12 protein-coding genes are annotated in these 16,138 nt (G+C 73.4%); 5 read left to right on the forward strand and 7 right to left on the reverse strand.

What is annotated here, in order from left to right:
- Positions 1 to 299 precede the first annotated feature (299 nt).
- Positions 300 to 1,724 (forward strand): HesA/MoeB/ThiF family protein, encoded by a 1,425-nt coding sequence (locus tag ACFVXA_RS21975; protein WP_390026132.1) that lies wholly within the window; start codon positions 300 to 302, stop codon positions 1,722 to 1,724.
- Entirely contained in the window at positions 1,721 to 2,914 is a 1,194-nt protein-coding gene (locus tag ACFVXA_RS21980) for a hypothetical protein (RefSeq protein WP_390026106.1), read from the forward strand. The genes ACFVXA_RS21975 and ACFVXA_RS21980 overlap by 4 nt, the downstream gene beginning before the upstream one ends.
- Positions 2,915 to 3,207: 293 nt before the next feature.
- On the opposite strand, the gene ACFVXA_RS21985 is transcribed toward ACFVXA_RS21980, so the two are convergent.
- The 3 genes from ACFVXA_RS21985 to ACFVXA_RS21995 all read right to left on the reverse strand — a co-directional run bounded on the left by ACFVXA_RS21985 (position 3,208) and on the right by ACFVXA_RS21995 (position 6,311).
- A complete protein-coding gene (locus ACFVXA_RS21985; RefSeq protein WP_384019504.1) occupies positions 3,208 to 4,140 on the reverse strand; it encodes a LysR substrate-binding domain-containing protein in 933 nt (310 codons plus the stop codon).
- 172 nt (positions 4,141 to 4,312) lie between these two features.
- Entirely contained in the window at positions 4,313 to 5,314 is a 1,002-nt protein-coding gene (locus tag ACFVXA_RS21990) for a DMT family transporter (RefSeq protein ID WP_390026108.1), read from the reverse strand.
- A 40-nt stretch (positions 5,315 to 5,354) separates the two neighbouring features.
- Entirely contained in the window at positions 5,355 to 6,311 is a 957-nt protein-coding gene (locus tag ACFVXA_RS21995; RefSeq protein ID WP_390026110.1) for an EamA family transporter, read from the reverse strand.
- 257 nt (positions 6,312 to 6,568) lie between these two features.
- On the opposite strand from ACFVXA_RS21995, the gene ACFVXA_RS22000 reads away from it, so the two are divergent.
- Positions 6,569 to 7,066 carry a MarR family winged helix-turn-helix transcriptional regulator gene (locus tag ACFVXA_RS22000; protein WP_389512963.1) on the forward strand — a complete coding sequence of 166 codons (498 nt, stop codon included), beginning with the start codon at positions 6,569 to 6,571 and terminating at the stop codon, positions 7,064 to 7,066.
- On the opposite strand, the gene ACFVXA_RS22005 is transcribed toward ACFVXA_RS22000, so the two are convergent.
- A complete protein-coding gene (locus ACFVXA_RS22005; protein ID WP_390026112.1) occupies positions 6,992 to 8,566 on the reverse strand; it encodes an FAD-dependent monooxygenase in 1,575 nt (524 codons plus the stop codon). The genes ACFVXA_RS22000 and ACFVXA_RS22005 overlap by 75 nt on opposite strands.
- A 155-nt stretch (positions 8,567 to 8,721) precedes the next feature.
- On the opposite strand from ACFVXA_RS22005, the gene ACFVXA_RS22010 reads away from it, so the two are divergent.
- Complete coding sequence (locus tag ACFVXA_RS22010; RefSeq protein WP_390026114.1) at positions 8,722 to 9,357, forward strand: TetR family transcriptional regulator; 636 nt, start codon at positions 8,722 to 8,724, stop codon at positions 9,355 to 9,357.
- A 214-nt stretch (positions 9,358 to 9,571) separates the two neighbouring features.
- Here ACFVXA_RS22010 and ACFVXA_RS22015 read toward each other — a convergent pair whose 3' ends face one another.
- The 3 genes from ACFVXA_RS22015 to ACFVXA_RS22025 all read right to left on the reverse strand — a co-directional run bounded on the left by ACFVXA_RS22015 (position 9,572) and on the right by ACFVXA_RS22025 (position 12,503).
- The gene (locus ACFVXA_RS22015; protein WP_383742809.1) at positions 9,572 to 9,811 is read right to left on the reverse strand and encodes a hypothetical protein; all 240 of its coding nucleotides are present in this window, start codon (positions 9,809 to 9,811) and stop codon (positions 9,572 to 9,574) included.
- 70 nt (positions 9,812 to 9,881) lie between these two features.
- Positions 9,882 to 11,987 carry a 4-alpha-glucanotransferase gene (gene malQ / locus ACFVXA_RS22020; protein WP_390026135.1) on the reverse strand — a complete coding sequence of 702 codons (2,106 nt, stop codon included), beginning with the start codon at positions 11,985 to 11,987 and terminating at the stop codon, positions 9,882 to 9,884.
- A 258-nt stretch (positions 11,988 to 12,245) separates the two neighbouring features.
- Positions 12,246 to 12,503 carry a hypothetical protein gene (locus ACFVXA_RS22025; protein WP_383742803.1) on the reverse strand — a complete coding sequence of 86 codons (258 nt, stop codon included), beginning with the start codon at positions 12,501 to 12,503 and terminating at the stop codon, positions 12,246 to 12,248.
- An 896-nt stretch (positions 12,504 to 13,399) separates the two neighbouring features.
- Here ACFVXA_RS22025 and ACFVXA_RS22030 point away from each other — a divergent pair.
- A complete protein-coding gene (locus ACFVXA_RS22030) occupies positions 13,400 to 15,970 on the forward strand; it encodes a beta-N-acetylglucosaminidase domain-containing protein (protein ID WP_390026117.1) in 2,571 nt (856 codons plus the stop codon).
- The last annotated feature ends 168 nt before the right edge of the window (positions 15,971 to 16,138 follow it).

A 16,138-nucleotide genomic window follows, 5' to 3' on the forward strand; every position in this document is an offset into this window, starting at 1 on the left:
TGGTGGCCATGCCGACTCCCCTCTCTCGCGGATCTTCCGTATCTCGCGCTGGTCGAGCGTGGTCAGCCGCCGTTGCCGCCGCTGCTGTCGCCCGTGGTCTCCTTCTTGTCCAACGGGCGGATCACAATCTTGGTGGGCACGCCAACTCCTCACATATTTACGGATGTTGACCATTTCAGAGCGATCGTCGACCGCTCTTGTCAAGGCTCGACTCGTGGGACCAGAGTGTCAAGGCATGGTCCTGCAATAGGGAGGGGGTCCTGGTGGCGGTGACCGTCGAAGCGTTCAGCCGGCCCCGGATCAAGCCCGAGCACCGGGCGTACCGCACGGTCGACGGCAATGTCCGTATCGGCAGCGTCATCCACGGCATCGGCGCGGAGATCGCCGATCCGCAGGGCTGGGTGTGGACGCTGGTCGAGGCGATGGACGGGACTCGGGAGCCGTCCGCGGTGGTCGAGGAGGTGGTGCGGGCGCACCCGGACCTCCCCGGCGCGGACGCCCGCCAGGCGATGGCGGACCTGCTCGCCGCCGGGTTCGTGGACGACGCGGGGGCGCCCGTGCCGGTGCCCGAGCGGGAGCGGGTGCGCTACAGCCGCGGGGTGCCGCTGCTGCGCTGGATGGACCTCGGCCCCCGTAGCAGCCCGTGGGAGGCCCAGCTCCGGCTGCGCCGGGCCCGGGTCCTGCTGATCGGAGTCGGCGGCACGGGAGGCTTCGCCGCGCAGAGCCTGGTCGCCTCGGGCGTCGGGCACGTGCACTGTGTGGACCCGGACGTCGTGGAGCTGTCGAACCTCAACCGCCAGCCCCTGTACCGCGAGTCCGACCTCGGCCGCCCCAAGGTGGACGCGGCGGTGGCCACCCTGCGGGCCCTGAACTCGGACGTGACGGTCACCGGGGAGCGACGCGAGGTACGGGGGCCGGAGGACTTGGCGGAGCTGGTGGGCGGGGCGGCGGGGGCGACGGCCGTGGGGGCGGGCTTCGAGGGGGCGGCCGCCGAGGGGGTGGGGGCCGAGGGGACTGCCTCCGAGGGGGTGGCTTCGGAGGGGGCGGGGGCCGAAGGGGCGGGGGCCGAAGGGGCGGCGTCCAAGGGACCGGGGTCCAAGGGAGCAGCCCCCGAGGGGGCGTCGTCGCGTACGCCCGGCCACGATCGCCTCGCCCCCGGCCACGACCGCCTCACCCCCGCCTACGATCTGCTCGTCCTCGCCGCCGACCGGCCCGACGACATCCGCCGCTGGGCGAACCGGGTCTGCCTGGCCGCGGGCCTTCCGTGGGCCGACGCCGGCTACCGCGGGCCCCTGGTGACGGCGGGCGTGTACGTGCCCGGCCGGGGCGCCTGCTGGGAGTGCCTGCGGGCCGGCGAGGCCGCCCGCCGCGATCTGCGCCTAGGGCCCGGCCAGGACCCGGAGGTCGCCTCCCCGCGTATGCCGTGGAACCCTGCGACCTCCGTCACCGCCGGGCTCTCCGGTGGCCTGCTCGCCCACGCGGCCCTCGCCCTGCTGACCGGAGTCCCCGCGCTGGACCCGGGCTTCCGCTTCGGCATCAACCTGATGCTGCCCGGCGATCCGATCCTCCAGAGGACCCCGCGGCATCCGGACTGCCCGGCCTGCGGCGAACGGGCAGGCGGCGAAGGGGCAGGCGGCAAACGAGCGGGCGGCGAGCGGGCGAGCGGCAAACTAGCGGGCGGCGAACGGACGGGCGGCGAACGGGCGAGCCAGGTGCACCCGTGACCCGGGTACGCCTGCACGCCCTCGACTCCCGCCCCGACGGGGGCGAATGGATCGTCGGGCGGATGGCGACGGGCCGGTTCGTCGCGCTGCCCGAGGTCGGCAAGCAGGCGCTGGATCTGCTGGCGCAGGGGCTGAGCGCGGCCGAGGTCGAAGAACGGTTGCGGGAGGCGACCGGCGACGACATCGACGTACCGGATTTCGTGGAGGCCCTGGTAGGGCTCGGGTTCGTCGCGGAGGTGGACGGCCGGGAGGTTCCGGCACCCGCCCCGCCGAGGCCGACACTCGCCCGGATACGGCCCCGGCATGTGCGGTGGGTGCTCAGCCCCGCCGTCCCGTTCCTCATCGGCCTGCTGATCGCGGTGGCCCTGCTCACCCGCCCACCCGTACCGCTCAGTTACCACACCCTCCTCTGGAGCCCGCACGGCAGCGCGGTGATCGCGCTCGGCGCGGGAGTGGGCTGGACGCTGCTGCTGCTCCACGAGTGCGCGCATCTGCTGGCCGCCCGCGCCACCGGCGTCCCCGGCCGGATGCGCCTGGGCACACGACTCCAGTTTCTGGTCATGCAGACGGACATCAGCGGCATCGAACTCGCCCCGCGCCGCCACCGCCTGACCGCCTACCTCGCCGGTATCGCGACCAACCTGACGGTCGCGTCCGTGGCCGCCCTGAGCGCGGGCGCCACGCACGGCACGCCCCGGCGGATCCTCGCCGCCGTCGCCCTCCTCGCTCTCCTCCCTCTCCCCTTCCAGCTCATGGTCTTCATGCGCACGGACCTGTACTTCGTGCTCCAGGACGTGACGCGCTGCCGCGACTTGTACGGGGACGGGGTGGCGTACGCGAAGTACGCGGTCCGGCGTCTCCCGGGCCGACACCGCGCCCGGGCCGTGGACCCGAGCCGCGAACTCCCCGCCCATGAGCGGCGCGCCGTGCGGGCGTACAGCGTGGTGCTCGTCGTGGGCACCACGCTGTGTCTCGCGTTCCTCGCCACCGTCACGCTGCCCGCGGACGTCACGCTCTTCGCCCGCGCGGTGACGCGGCTGGGCCCCGGCCACTCGGCGGCACAGCGCCTCGACTCCGCTGCCGTCGTCGTCGCGCTGGGCGGCATCCACCTGCTCTGGGCCCGCACCTGGTGGCGCAACCGACGCGCGCGCAAGGTCAGTGAGGTCAGCCGGGGAACATCCCGCCGGTGACGTGTGACGTGTGACGTCGACGAACGCGCCCGCGATATCGCCGGTGTTCTGTCAGCCCGTCCGGCGTTTCGCGGGCATGGCCGTTCAGGGCGGAGTGCGGGTCCGCGGACATGCCCGTGCAGGGCGGAGTGCGGGTCCGCGGACATGCCCCTTCAGGGCGGAGTGCGGGTCCGCGGACATGGCCGTTCAGGCCGAGGCGGGGTCTGGGGCGGCAGCCTCCAGGGACGATGGGAGCCGTGCCCGAGCGGCGCCGAGAGTTTGGGCGAGGTCAGGGGCGGAGGAGGCGAGAACCGCTACCGCCCCAGCCCTTCGGCCACCTTCCGCAGCGCCCCCAGCACAAACCCCACCGCGGCCCCCTCCTCGGCCCCTCTCCGCACCGCGGCCACGACATGCCGATGCGGACGCTCTCCCGCTAGCTCCCGCATCACCACCCCTTCCCCCGTCACACTCACCTCCCGCCGCACCGCGGCCATGCGCGGCACCAGCGCCACCCCCATCCCCGCCTCCACCATGGCCAGAATCGCGGTCCACCCGGCAGCCGAGTGCCCCTGGTGCGGACTGAACCCGGCCGCCTCGCACGCCCCGCGCGTGATGTCCGACCAGGGCCCGCTCCCCCCGAAGATCCACGACTCGGCGGCGAAGTCGGCGAGCCGTACGACCGGCGCGTCGGCGAGCGCGTGACCGCGAGGGAGCGCGAGGTCGAGCGGATCGGCGAGCAGCGGCACCCGGGTGAAGCGGGGATCGGCGGCGGACGGCGCCTGCGCGGCCAGCGACAGCGCGAGGTCCACCACTCCGGCGCCGAGCAACTCGTACGCCTCCGCCGCCTCGGCCTCCCGCACCTGTACGGAGATGCCGGGCCGCGTCGCCCGCAGCGCCCGCACGGCGGGTACGACGAGGGCGGGCACGGCGGTGGAGAAGGCCCCGACCCGCACCTCACCCACCTCCCCGTGCGCGTACGCGGCCAACTCGGCGTCGGCCCTTTCCAGTTGCTCGAAGACGGCCTCGGCGTGCCGCAGCACGAGCTCCGCCGCGTCGGTGAGCCGCACCCGCCGCCCCTGCGCCTCCAGCAGGGTCACCCCGAGCTGCTTCGCGAGATTGGTCAGCTGCTGCGACACGGCCGAGGGGGTCATCAGCAGCGCCTGGGCGGTCGCGGTGACGGTCCCGCGCTCGCGCAACGTCCGCAGAATCTCCAGCTTCCGGATGTCCCACTTGTCGTACTCAGCCATGGCGGCAACCTATCCCGCCGGTCGCGGCACTGATCCAGCACCAGATCCAGCACCAGATCCAGCACCAGATCCAGCTCCGGCACCAACGGTCCGAGCCGCACGAACGTTGGCGACGGCGCGGCGAGGGCGCGACGACGGCTCAGCGGCGGGTCAGCGACGGCTCAGCGGCGGCTCAGCGGCCCTTGGCTGCCGCGCCGAGGACGACTCCGCCCAGGATCAGGGCCATGCACAGGAGTTGGGTCCACGTCGTCCGCTCGCCCAGGAGCGCGTAGGACAGGGCGGCCACACAGACCGGCTGGAGGTAGTAGACGGTTCCGGCGCGGGCCGCTCCGATGAGGGAGATGGCCTTGTTCCAGGCGAAGAAGGCGACCGCGGAGGAGGCGGTCCCGACGTAGAGGAGCGGGCCGACGGTCGCGGTGGTGGGGGTGAAGGGCCCCTCGGCCATCACACTCAGGGCGAACGCCGGAAGCAGCATCGCCGTACCGAGGGCGAAGGTGGTGAACAGGAAGGTGCGGCCGGTGAGTTCGGCGGGCCGTCTGCGCAGGAGCGCGCTGTACGACGCGAAACAGGTCGCCGCCGCGATCATCCAGAGGTCGCCCGCGGTGAAGTCCGTCGACGCCAGTGAGCCCTTGCCCACCAGGAGCACCACGCCGGCGCAGGCGATCAGCATCCCGGTGACCCGGCGCGCCCCGAGGCGTACCCCACCGAGCCGCTCGTAGACCGCCATCAGGACCGGCGACGCGGCCATGATCATGCCCATGTTGCCCGCGGAGGTGGAGACGCCCGCCTGGTTGACCAGCGTGTTGTAGACGGTGACGCCGAGGAGGGCGGCGAGGAGGACGTGGCCCAGGTGACGGCGTACCAGCGCCCGCTGCCGCCATGCCTCGCGCGCCGCGAACGGGGCGACCGCCAGGAGCGCGACGACCCAACGCCAGAAGGCCTGTTGGACGGGCGGCACGCTGTCGTGCAGGGCGCGCGCGGCGACGAAGCTGCCGGACCAGACGACCGTGGCGACGGCGGCGAGGGCGAGGCCAAGACCGGTGGCCCCGCTGAGACGCGTGGTCCCCCTCCTCGTCCGGGACCTCGCCCTCGTACTCGTACTCGCCCTCGTACTCGCCCTCGCCGCCGCGCTGGTTGCGCCGTGCGGAGGTGTCGTCCGGTCCAGGACTGCCACGGATATCCCTTGCCTCTCGGTGGTCGGGGGAGCTTTCCGACTACCGTCGCAAGACAGGAACTGTCACGTCTATCGAATCTTTTCGAGCATTCCTTTCAGTTGAACTGAAAGATCCGGCGGAGGGTGCGGCGCCCTTGGTCGTACGCGACTTCAGCTGACCGAAGACCGTCGCCCCGAACGCCAGCGTCATGCCCGCCAGTTGCACCGGGGTGAGCGCCTGCCCCAGGGCCGCCCATCCGATGACGGCGGCGGTCAGCGGCGAGAGCGGGCCGAGGAAGGTGACCTGCGTGGCGGTCAGACGGCCGATACCGCGGAACCAGAGCCAGTACGCGACCGCCGTGTTCGCCAGTGCCAGGTACAGGTAACCGCCCACCGCGCGTGCGTCCAGCGCGGGCGGCGCCCCCTCGACGAGCAGGGCGACCGGCGCGATCAGCAGCCCGCCGGCCGTCAGCTGCCAGGCGGTGAGCGCCAGTGGGCCGACTCCGTCCGGGCGCCCCCACCGCTTGGTGAGCACGGTCCCGGTGGACATCGACGCGGTCGACGCGAGCGCCGCGAGAACACCCACGAGGTCGAGGGCGCCCGCCGCCTTCAGGACGACGAGGCTGACACCGAGGGCCGCCGCGACGCCGGTGAGGAGCGTACGGAGTGTCGGCCGGTCGCCGAGCAGCAGCACCGACAGGCCCGCGACGAACAGCGGTCCGATCGAGCCGACGACCGCCGCCATCCCGCCCGGCAGCCGGTACGCGGAGAGGAACAGCAGCGGGAAGAAGGCTCCGATGTTCAGCGCGCCCAGCACCAACGCCTTCCCCCACCAGACGCCACGCGGCAGCACCCGGGCCAGCGCGAGCAGCAGTAAGCCCGCAGGCAGGGCACGCGTCATGGCGGTGAACAGGGGGCGGTCGGCCGGCAGGAACTCGGTGGTGACGGCGTAGGTGCTACCCCAGGAGATGGGGGCGAGCGCGGTGAGGGCTATGAGGGCGGGGCGGTTGGCGGCCATGGGGCACCCGTTTCCGGAGCAGGTCCGTGGAAGGAGGTCGGGGAAAGGCAGATCAGCGAAACAGGTCGGCGAAAGGCGGGTCGACGAGAGGTAGGTCGACGAGAGGTAGGTCGACGAGAGGTAGGTCGACGAAAGCGGTCGGCGAAAGGTAGGTAGGTCAGCAGGAAGTAGCTTAGTCCTAAGATACTTTTCGTCAAGCAGCTTTTCACTGATCCACTTTCTTGCGGGCAACCGACCTTCGGCGGATACTCGGCCCCATGAGCACCCCCAAGGACCCGGTCGACGCGATCATCGAGCAGTGGGCGGGCGTCCGGCCGGACCTCGACACGGCCGCGATGGAGGTCTTCGGGCGGATCTTCCGGCTCTCGCGCGCGATGGGCGACCGGATGGAGAAGGCGTACGCGCGCTACGGCATCGCGCGCGGGGAGTTCGACGTGCTGGCGACGCTGCGCCGCTCGGACGCCCCGTACACCCTCTCGCCCCGGCAGCTCTCGGCCACGCTCATGCTCACCACCGGCGGGATGACCGGACGCCTGGACAAGCTGGAGCGCGCCGGACTGCTGCGCCGCTCCCCCGATCCGCACGACCGGCGCGGGCTCCAGGTCACGCTGACGGACGAGGGACTGCGGCTGATCGACGAGGCCGTCGGGGCTGGGCTCGCCGTCCAGACGGAGGCCCTCTCAGTCCTCGACGACAATCGGGCCGGTCAACTCGCCGAACTGCTCCGTCAGTTGCTGGCGGGCACCACCGCCTAGGCCGCCCTGACCCGCGGCGCCCAGGTGCGCGGCGAGCGCCGCCTCCACCGCCGCCGGGTCCGGGGACTCAGCTGCCCAGGCCACGTATCCGTCGGGCCGTACGAGCACGGTCGTACGCCGGTCACTCGACCACCTCTCCACGGCGAGGCGGTCCGCGCGGGCCCCGGCCTCGACGGGTCGCGGGGTGACCAGGACGAACCTGCCGCCGCGCAGAGCCTCGTAGAGGCGTCCGCTCTTCAGGGCGACGTCCGGGGCGCGCGTGCCGACCAGCGGGTGGGCGCCGCGCGGCGCCGCGTACGCGTACCCGATGCCCGTGATCCGGCCGACTGCCTTGCGGCGGGCGGGGCCGACGTGGTCGAGGAACGCGGCGAGTCCGGCACGCAGGGCCAGCGTCCAGGGGCGCTTGGCCATCGCGAGCCGCACGATGCCGCCGCTGCTGCGCAGCACGGACTTGCCGACGGGGTGCCGCTCGGCCTGGTAGGTGTCCAACAGGGCGGTGTCCGCATGCCCGTCGAGGACGGCCGCCAGCTTCCAGCTGAGGTTCGCCGCGTCCTGGAGGCCGGTGTTCATGCCCTGGCCGCCGGCCGGTGTGTGCACGTGCGCGGCGTCCCCCGCGAGGAAGACGCGGCCCACGCGGTAGGCGGGCGCCTGGCGCTCGTCACTGTGGAAGCGGGACATCCAACGGGCGTCGCGCATGCCGTAGTCGCGGCCGAGGGCGAGCCGGGCGATCTCCTTGACCTCGTCGAGTCCGAGCGGCTCGTCGTCGCGGACGTCACGGCCGCGGTGCCAGCCGATCACCCGGTAGTAGCCGTCGCCGAAGGGTGCGAGGAAGGCGAAGGCGTCGCCGACGGCGTTGGCGCTCAGCACCGACTCCGGCTCCTCGTCGAGCAGGACGTCCGCGAGGACGACGGAGCGGATGACCGACCTGCCCGGGAACGGCAGCCCGATCGCCTCCCGCACCACACTGCGCATCCCGTCCGCCCCGACGACGTACGCGGCCGTCAGCCGCCCCGACTCCCCGTCCGGACCCCGGACTTCGAGCGTCACGCCGTCCGCGTCCTGGCTGAGCCCGGTCACCTCGGTCTCGTACGCGAACCGCACCCCGGCCTCCTCCGCCCGCCGCAGCAGCGCCTTCTCCACCTCGTACTGCGGGATCACGAGGACGTGGTTGAAGCGGGAGGGAAGCGTGTCGAGCGCGAGGCTGAGGCCGCCGAAGAGACGCAGGCGGTCGAGGGCTTGCCCCTTGGCCTCCACTTCGTCGGCGAGGCCGCGGGCGTCGAGCTGCTCCAGCGTGCGGGCGTGCAGGACGAAGGCGCGGGAGAGGTTGCTGATCTTGTGCGGGCGCTTCTCGACGAGGGTGACCGGGATACCGGCGGTGGCGAGGTCGCCGGCCAGCAGCAGCCCGGTGGGACCGGAGCCTACGACGATGACGTCGTGGGAGGTGGGGGTGGGGGTGGGGGTTGTCGTGCTGGTGCGCTCGTTCCGCATGTTGCCGTTCATGGCGGCCTCCTGATGCCAACGCTCGCGGGTCAACGCTTGTTGGTCAACGCTTGTTGGTCAACGCCTGCTTGCCAACGTTCGTTTGCCAACGCTTGTTTGCCAACATAGGTGGGCAGCACTGGACTGTCAACACATGTTGGCCTACGGTTGTTGGCATGTCAGTCAAGGAACAGCTCGCGTCCCTGTCCGCGGCGGCCTCGGCGGACGCGTCCACAGCGGCCTCGGCGGACGCTCCCGCGCCCCGCCGCTCCGACGCCACCCGCACCGCGATCCTCACCGCCGCGCGCGAGCGCTTCGCGGCCGACGGCTACGAGCGGGCCACCATCCGCGCCATCGCCAAGGACGCGCGGATCGATCCGTCGATGGTGATGCGTTACTACGGCTCGAAGGAGGGGCTGTTCGCCGCCGTGCTCAACGTCGATCTGCGGCTACCCGATCCGTCGGGCCTCGACCCGAACGACGTGGGCCGCACCCTGGTGAGCCACTTCCTCCATCTGTGGGAGGAGAACGAGGTGCTCACCGCGATACTCCGGGTCGGCGTCACCAATGAAGCGGGCGCCGAGCGGATGCAGCGCATTTTCAAGGATCAGCTCGCCCCGGTCGCCCAGCGGGCCTGCCCCGATCCCGAGCAGGCCCCGGCACGGGCCGCCCTCTGCGCCTCGCAGCTGCTCGGGTTCGCGCTCGCCCGTTACATCCTGCGGTTCGAGCCGGCCGTCGCGCTGCACCGCGAGGAGATCGTGGCCTGGCTGGGCCCCACGGTGCAGCGGTACCTGACCGCACCCCATCCGTAGGCGGCACCACTTCCCTAGACGGCACGACGTCCCTGGGCGGCACCGCTTCCCTGGACGGCACGGCGCCCCTGGAGAGCCCGGGCACCCGCTACCGCGCGCCGAAAACGCGTCGAGGGAGTCCGCGCACCCGACGGTGCGACCCGACGATGCGTGGACTCCCTCGACGGAAAGAGCCGGTGAGAGCTGCTGTGAGCCGGTGGGAACCGGCAGGGGTTCAGCTCTGCTTCTGCTGCTTGTGGGACTTGTCCAGGGCCATCACGAGGCCGGCGATGACCAGGAACAGCACGATGGGCGCCACGACGTAGAGACCCAGCGTGTCGATCACGCTCAGGCCCTTGCCAGGGTCGTCACCGTCGTCGGGGTTCACAGCGAGCGCGGGGGACGACATGAGCAGCATCATCAGCGTCGTACCGGCGGCCAGGGCGCCGGCGCGCAGGGCGTTCTTCTTGTCCACCATGCAAACGTAGCGAACACCTGAATGAGCCGCGCGTCCGGGGTGCCGTAAGGAGCCCGGTACGGATCCCTCACCGCTCCGCGTGACCACCTGCGCGCCCCCTGCCGTCCACACGCCCCGCACCGGCCCCCGGCCCCACCCGCACCACGTCCATCAGCGCGTGCAGCCGTGGCGAGGCGGCCAGGTCCTCCAGTGTCACCGGGCGGCCCTCGGCGTCGGCGATGGGCAGGCGCCAGTTGGGGTACTGGTCCCAGGTGCCGGGCAGGTTCTGCGGGCGGCGGTCGCCGACCGCATCCGGGAGCCAGACGCCGACCAGGCGGGCCGGGGTGCGCAACAGGAACCGGTGCACCGCCTGGATCTCGGCCTTCTCCGAGACCGCTCCGCCCGCACCGCTCGCGCCGCGCAGCAGCCCCAGCCGGGTGAGCAGCGTCAGCCACTCCCCGATGTCCGCGGCGGCCGCGGCCCGCTCCGCCGCCAGGGAACCGGTCAACAGGCCGAGCCGTTCGCGGAGTTCGACGTGGTCGCCGGTGAGCCGGGACGCGGTGGGCGGCAGGTCGTGGGTGGTGGCGGTGGCCAGACAGTCGGCGCGCCAGCGCTCGGGGGGCAGGGGCAGCCCGTCGCCGTCCCAGTCCCGCTCGAACCACAGCACCGAGGTGCCGAGCACCCCGCGCCCCTGGAGGGTCTCGCGCACGCCCGGCTCGACGGTGCCGAGGTCCTCGCCGATGACCAGCGCCCCGGCGCGCGACGCCTCGAGGACCAGGACCGCGAGCATCGCCTCGGCGTCGTAACGGACGTACGTGCCTTCCGTGGGCGGCCGGCCCTGCGGGATCCACCAGAGCCGGAACAGGCCCATGACGTGGTCGATGCGCAGGGCGCCGGCGTGCCGGAAGAGGGCGCGCAGGAGACGGCGGTACGGGGCGTAGCCCGACGCGGCGAGCCGGTCAGGTCGCCAAGGGGGCAGGCCCCAGTCCTGGCCGCGCGCGTTGAAGGCGTCCGGGGGTGCGCCGACGGACATGCCGGCCGCGAAGTACTCCTGCTGGGCCCAGGCGTCGGCGCCGTCCGGATGCACCCCGACGGCGAGGTCGTGCACCAGTCCGACCGCCATCCCCGCATCGCGCGCGGACCGCTGGGCGGTGGCGAGTTGGGCGTCGGTGAGCCAGGCGAGGCGGGTGTGGAAGTCGACCCGGTCCATCAACTCGGCGCGGGCGCGGGCAGTTTCGGAGGAACGGGGGTCGCGCAGGCCGACGGGCCAGCGCCGCCAGTCCGAGCCGTGCACCTCGGCGAGCGCGCACCAGGTGGCGTGGTCCTCCAGCGCCTCGCCCTCCTCGGCGAGGAAGTCGGCGTACGCGGCCCGCCTGCCGGGGCCGAGCGGCACCGCGCGGACGAGTTCTAGCGCCTCGCGCTTGAGCTCCCACACGGCGTCGCGGTCGATCAAGGCGCCCTTGTGCAGCACGGATGCGCGCAGCCGTTCGGCACGCTCCAGCAGCGTACGGACGCGGCCGCGGTCACGGTCGTCGACGTATGCGAACTCGGGGACGTCCTCGACACGCAGATGCACCGGGTCGGGGAAGCGGCGGGAGGAGGGCCGGTACGGGGAGGGGTCGGTGGGGTCGCCGGGTACGGCCGCGTGCAACGGGTTGACCTGCACGAATCCGGCGCCGAGCGCCCGGCCCGCCCAAGCGGTCAGCTCGGCCAGATCACCCAGGTCGCCCATGCCCCAGGAACGGTGGGACAGCAGCGAGTACAGCTGGACGAGGAGGCCGTACGCGCGTCCGGGCGGCGTGGGCAGCCGGGCGGGCGCGACGACGACGTGCGCCTCGGCGGTGCGGCCGTCGGGCGCGGTGGCGTGCAACGCGTGGACGCCGGGCGGGAGTTGTTCGGCCGAGGCGCGGGTCTCGCCCTGTTCGGTCGCGATACGCAGCCGGGTGCCGTTCGGCAGGCCGGCCAGCGCGGCGGGGGCGCGATCGCCCCAGCACACCACCGTCGGCGGCAGCAGCCTCTCCCGCGTCTCGGCCTCCCGTGCCGCGAGGGCGGCGCTCACGGCGCCGGGGGTGCTCGCGTCGACGCCGAGTGCCGCCAGGGCCGCGACGAGCGCGGTGTCCGAGGCCGCGACCGTACGGTCCGGGTTGGGGCTGTAGGAGGTGGCGACGCCGTGAGCCTCGGCGAGCCGGCACAGGGGCGTCGGCTGCGAGGACGTCGCCTGGGTGGCCTGCGAGGACGCCGCTCGGATGGCCTCCGAGGACGCCGCTTGGGTGGCCTCCGAGGACGTCGCTCGGGTGGCCTGCGTGGCCGTCGCCTGCGCGGGCTCCGCGGGCGGAGGCGCCGCGGGCAACGATGTCTCAGGCGAAGATGCCGCGGGCGAAGACGCCGCCGGCAGCGGGGTCGCGTCAGGGGGCGTCGCGTCCGGGGGGTCGGCGGGCCGAGGAGGTGCCATCTAGACCCCCGATGCGGCGCCGGTGGAGGTGGGCTCGCTGGTCAGGTGCGCGGCGTCGGCCAGCGGCGGCTCGCTGGTGAGCGGTTCGGCGTCGGGCAGCGGGGGCTCGCTGGTCAGCGGCACCTCCGCGCAGGCGCCTTCCGCGCCGAGCAGGCACAGATGGGCGCGCTCGAACAGAAGGGCGCCTTCGGGCTGGACGGACGACTCCGCCTCGCGTTTGGAGAGGGCCGAGAGGAGCAGGTGTGCCGATGCGGCCACGGGGGCCTCCTTGTCGTGTACGTCGAGTACGGCGACCCAGGGGTACCTGGTCGGCACCTGGTCCACCTGGGTTACAGCAGCCCTACCCAGCGGGCGCGACGGCAGACGTTCCCGGACGAACAACGTGCTCCTGGTCACAGTAGGTGGTCACTTTACGTGCCTCCGCGGCAACTCCAGGTTGGGGCAATCCAGGCACTTCGGCCACTCTCGTTGACACCCTCACCGCGCGGATGGTGGGCTCGACGCCTCCCCGACACGGCCGTCGGGGACTCGGGCGAAGAGGAGGGGGACCGTGCGGCTCCGGCGTGGAAAAGGGGCGGTCGCCCTCGCGTCCGCCGTCGTCGCCGGCGCACTGAGTACGGCTCCCGCCGCCGTCGCCTCCCCACCCGCGCCGACCGCCTCCGCGGGCGACCGTGAGCCCGTCGCTCTCGACCCTCCCGCGGTCTGGCCCCGCCCGCAGTCCCTGCGCGCGGGCGGCGCTCCGGTCGCGGTCACGCGCGAGGTCGTCCTGGTCACCGACACGCCGACCGATCCGTACGCGCTCGACGCGCTCCGTGCGGTGCTCCGCCACGCCGGCGCACGCGCTGATTGTGCGCGCGGGCCAGGAGACAGTGGGCCCCGGCGGGGAGACGGCGCCCGGGAACCAAGGGGGCGCGAACGGCGCGCCCTCCGCGCACTCCTCGTACTCCCCGCAGTCCCCGCGCTCCTCGCGCTCCCCTCAGCCCTCGCGCTCCCCTCAGCCCTCGCACTCCCCTCAGCCCTCGCACTCCCCTCAGCCCCCGCACTCCCCTCAGCCCGCGCACTCCCAGTACTCCCCCTACGCCTTCGGCGGGCACGCCGGGAGCGCGGCCGGCGAGGGGGCGCACGCGCTCGGCCCGCGAGCCACCACGAGCGCCTTGGAGCGGGCGCTCACGGCGCTCGGCGCCACGCCCCGCGCCGACCTCCCCACCGGCGGCTACCGCCTGGCCGTCGGCCGCACCGACGGCCAAGACACCGTCGCCCTGGCCGGAATCGGCGAAGACGGCCTCTTCCACGCGGTGCAGACACTGCGGCAGCTGATCGGCGCCGACGGACGGATCGCGGGTGCCACGGTCCGCGACTGGCCCGGCACCGCCGTCCGTGGCACCACCGAGGGCTTCTACGGCACGCCCTGGACCCGCGAACAGCGCCTCGCCCAGCTGGACTTCATGGGCCGCACCAAGCAGAACCGCTACGCGTACGCTCCTGGGGACGACCTCTACCGCCAGGCGCGTTGGCGTGAGCCGTACCCCGCCGACCAGCGCGCGGAATTCCGGGAGCTGGCGGACCGCGCGCGCCGCAACCACGTCACCCTGGCCTGGACGGTGGCCCCGGGCCAGGCGATGTGCTTCTCCTCGGACGCCGACGTGAAGGCGCTGGCACGCAAGCTGGACGCCATGTGGGCGCTCGGGTTCCGGGCCTTCCAGCTCCAGTTCCAGGACGTCAGTTACAGCGAGTGGCACTGCGGCGCGGACGCCGACACCTTCGGCTCCGGCCCCGAGGCGGCCGCGCGGGCGCAGGCTCGGGTGGCCAACGCGGTGGCCCGGCGCCTCGCCGACCGCCACCCGAGCGCCCCCGCCTTCTCCCTGATGCCGACGGAGTACTACGAGGACGGCTCGACGACCTACCGCGAGGAACTGGCGAACGCCCTGGACGAGGGCGTCGAGGTCGCGTGGACGGGCGTCGGCGTCGTACCGAGGACGATCACGGGGCGCGAACTGGCCCGCACCCGGGCCGTGTTCGGCGGTCACCGGCTCGTCACCATGGACAACTACCCGGTCAACGACTACGCGCAGGACCGGGTCTTCCTGGGCCCCTACCAAGGCCGCGAACCGGCTGTCGCGACCGGCTCGGCGGCCCTGCTGGCGAACGCGATGCCACAGGCAGAGGCCTCCCGCATCCCCCTCTTCACGGTCGCCGACTACGCATGGAACCCGCGCGCCTACCGCCCCCAGGAGTCCTGGAGGGCGGCAGTCGCCGACCTCGCGGGCGGCGACCCGGGCCGCGAGGACGCGCTGCGCGCCCTGGCCGGCAACGACGCCTCCTCCGTCCTCGGCGGCGAGGAGTCGGCGTACCTGCGCCCGCTCATCAAGGCGTTCTGGCAGGCCCGTACGACCACCGACCGAACCGCGAACGAGGCCGCGGCCGAGCGGCTGCGCGCCGCGTTCACTGTCATGCGCGAGACCCCGAAGCGACTGGCCGGCGGCTCGCTCGCGGCTGAAGTGGCGCCCTGGACCCAGCAGTTGGCGCGCTACGGCGAGGCCGGTGAGACGGCGGTCGCCATGCTGCGCGCGCAGACGAGCGGCGACGCCACGGCGGCCTGGACGGCGTACCGCACACTCGACCGGCTGCGTGGCGAGCTCGCGGCGAGCCGGGTCACGGTCGGCAAGGGCGTGCTGGACCCGTTTCTCGCGAAGGCCCGGACGGCGTACGAGAGCTGGGCGGGTCTCGCCCACGAGCCGGCCGCGGACCGCGGCGCGACGACGGACCGCGGCGCGACGGCGGACGGCCGCACCGTCCGCCTCCCGCGCGCCCGCGTGATCACCTCCGTGAGCGTCCTAGCCGAACCCGGCACCAGCGGTTCCGTCGAGGCCCACGTCCCGGGCGAGGGCTGGCGGCCCCTCGGCTCGCTCGCCACCGGGGGTGCGACGGAGGTCACGGCGGCGGGCGTGCGGGCCGACGCGCTCCGCGTCACCGGTCCCGCACCCTCACGCGTACGCCATCTCGTGCCGTGGTTCGCCGACTCCCCCGCCGCCGCACTGGAGTTGGGCCGCACCGTGACCGACGTGGAGATCGGCGGCACGGAGCGGGTGACGGCCCGCCTGACGCCGCTGCGCCCCGCGGACGTCCGCGGCGCACTGACGGCGCGGGCGCCGAAGGGCATCGAGGTCAGGGTCCCCGGCAGTGCCTCGACCCTCCCCCGTGGAACCGCCGTCGACCTCCCCGTCGAGGTCGCCGTCCCGCCCGGGACGCCCTCGGGAACGTACGAAGTCGCCGTCGCCTTCGGCCCGGAGACCCGCACCCTGACGGTCCGCGCCTTCCCGCGCACGACGGGCCCCGACCTGGCCCGCGCCGGCGTCGCGTCCTCGTCGGGCGACGAGACCCCCGACTTCCCGGCGGCCGCGGCCAACGACGGTGCCCCGGACACCCGTTGGTCCTCCCCCGTCCAGAACGGCGCCTGGTGGCAGGTGCGGCTCGCCGAACCGGTCCACCTCGGCCGGCTGGTCCTGCGCTGGCAGGACGCGTACCCCTCCGCGTACCGCGTCCAGGTCTCCGCCGACGGCCGCACCTGGCGCACCGCGACGACCGTCACGGCCGGCCGCGGCGGCCGTGAATCCGTCCGCTTCGACGAACGCGACGTCCGCTACGTGCGGCTCCAGGGGATCAAGCGGGCGACGCGGTACGGCTATTCGCTGTGGTCGGTGGAGGCGTACGCGGTGGCTCGCTGACCGATCACCGGGCAACCCGCGCCCCATCCCTGACCCACCCGCGCCCCATCCCTGGCCGACCCGCGCCCCATCCCGCCACCCATCACCGGCCGACCCGCGCCCCGTCCGCGGCTTGTCTGCCTCGGATTCCGTGTCCACCGAGACCTTTCGGCGATCACTATTCACTCG

Source organism: Streptomyces sp. NPDC058246 (assembly GCF_042881985.1).
Classification (GTDB): domain Bacteria; phylum Actinomycetota; class Actinomycetes; order Streptomycetales; family Streptomycetaceae; genus Streptomyces.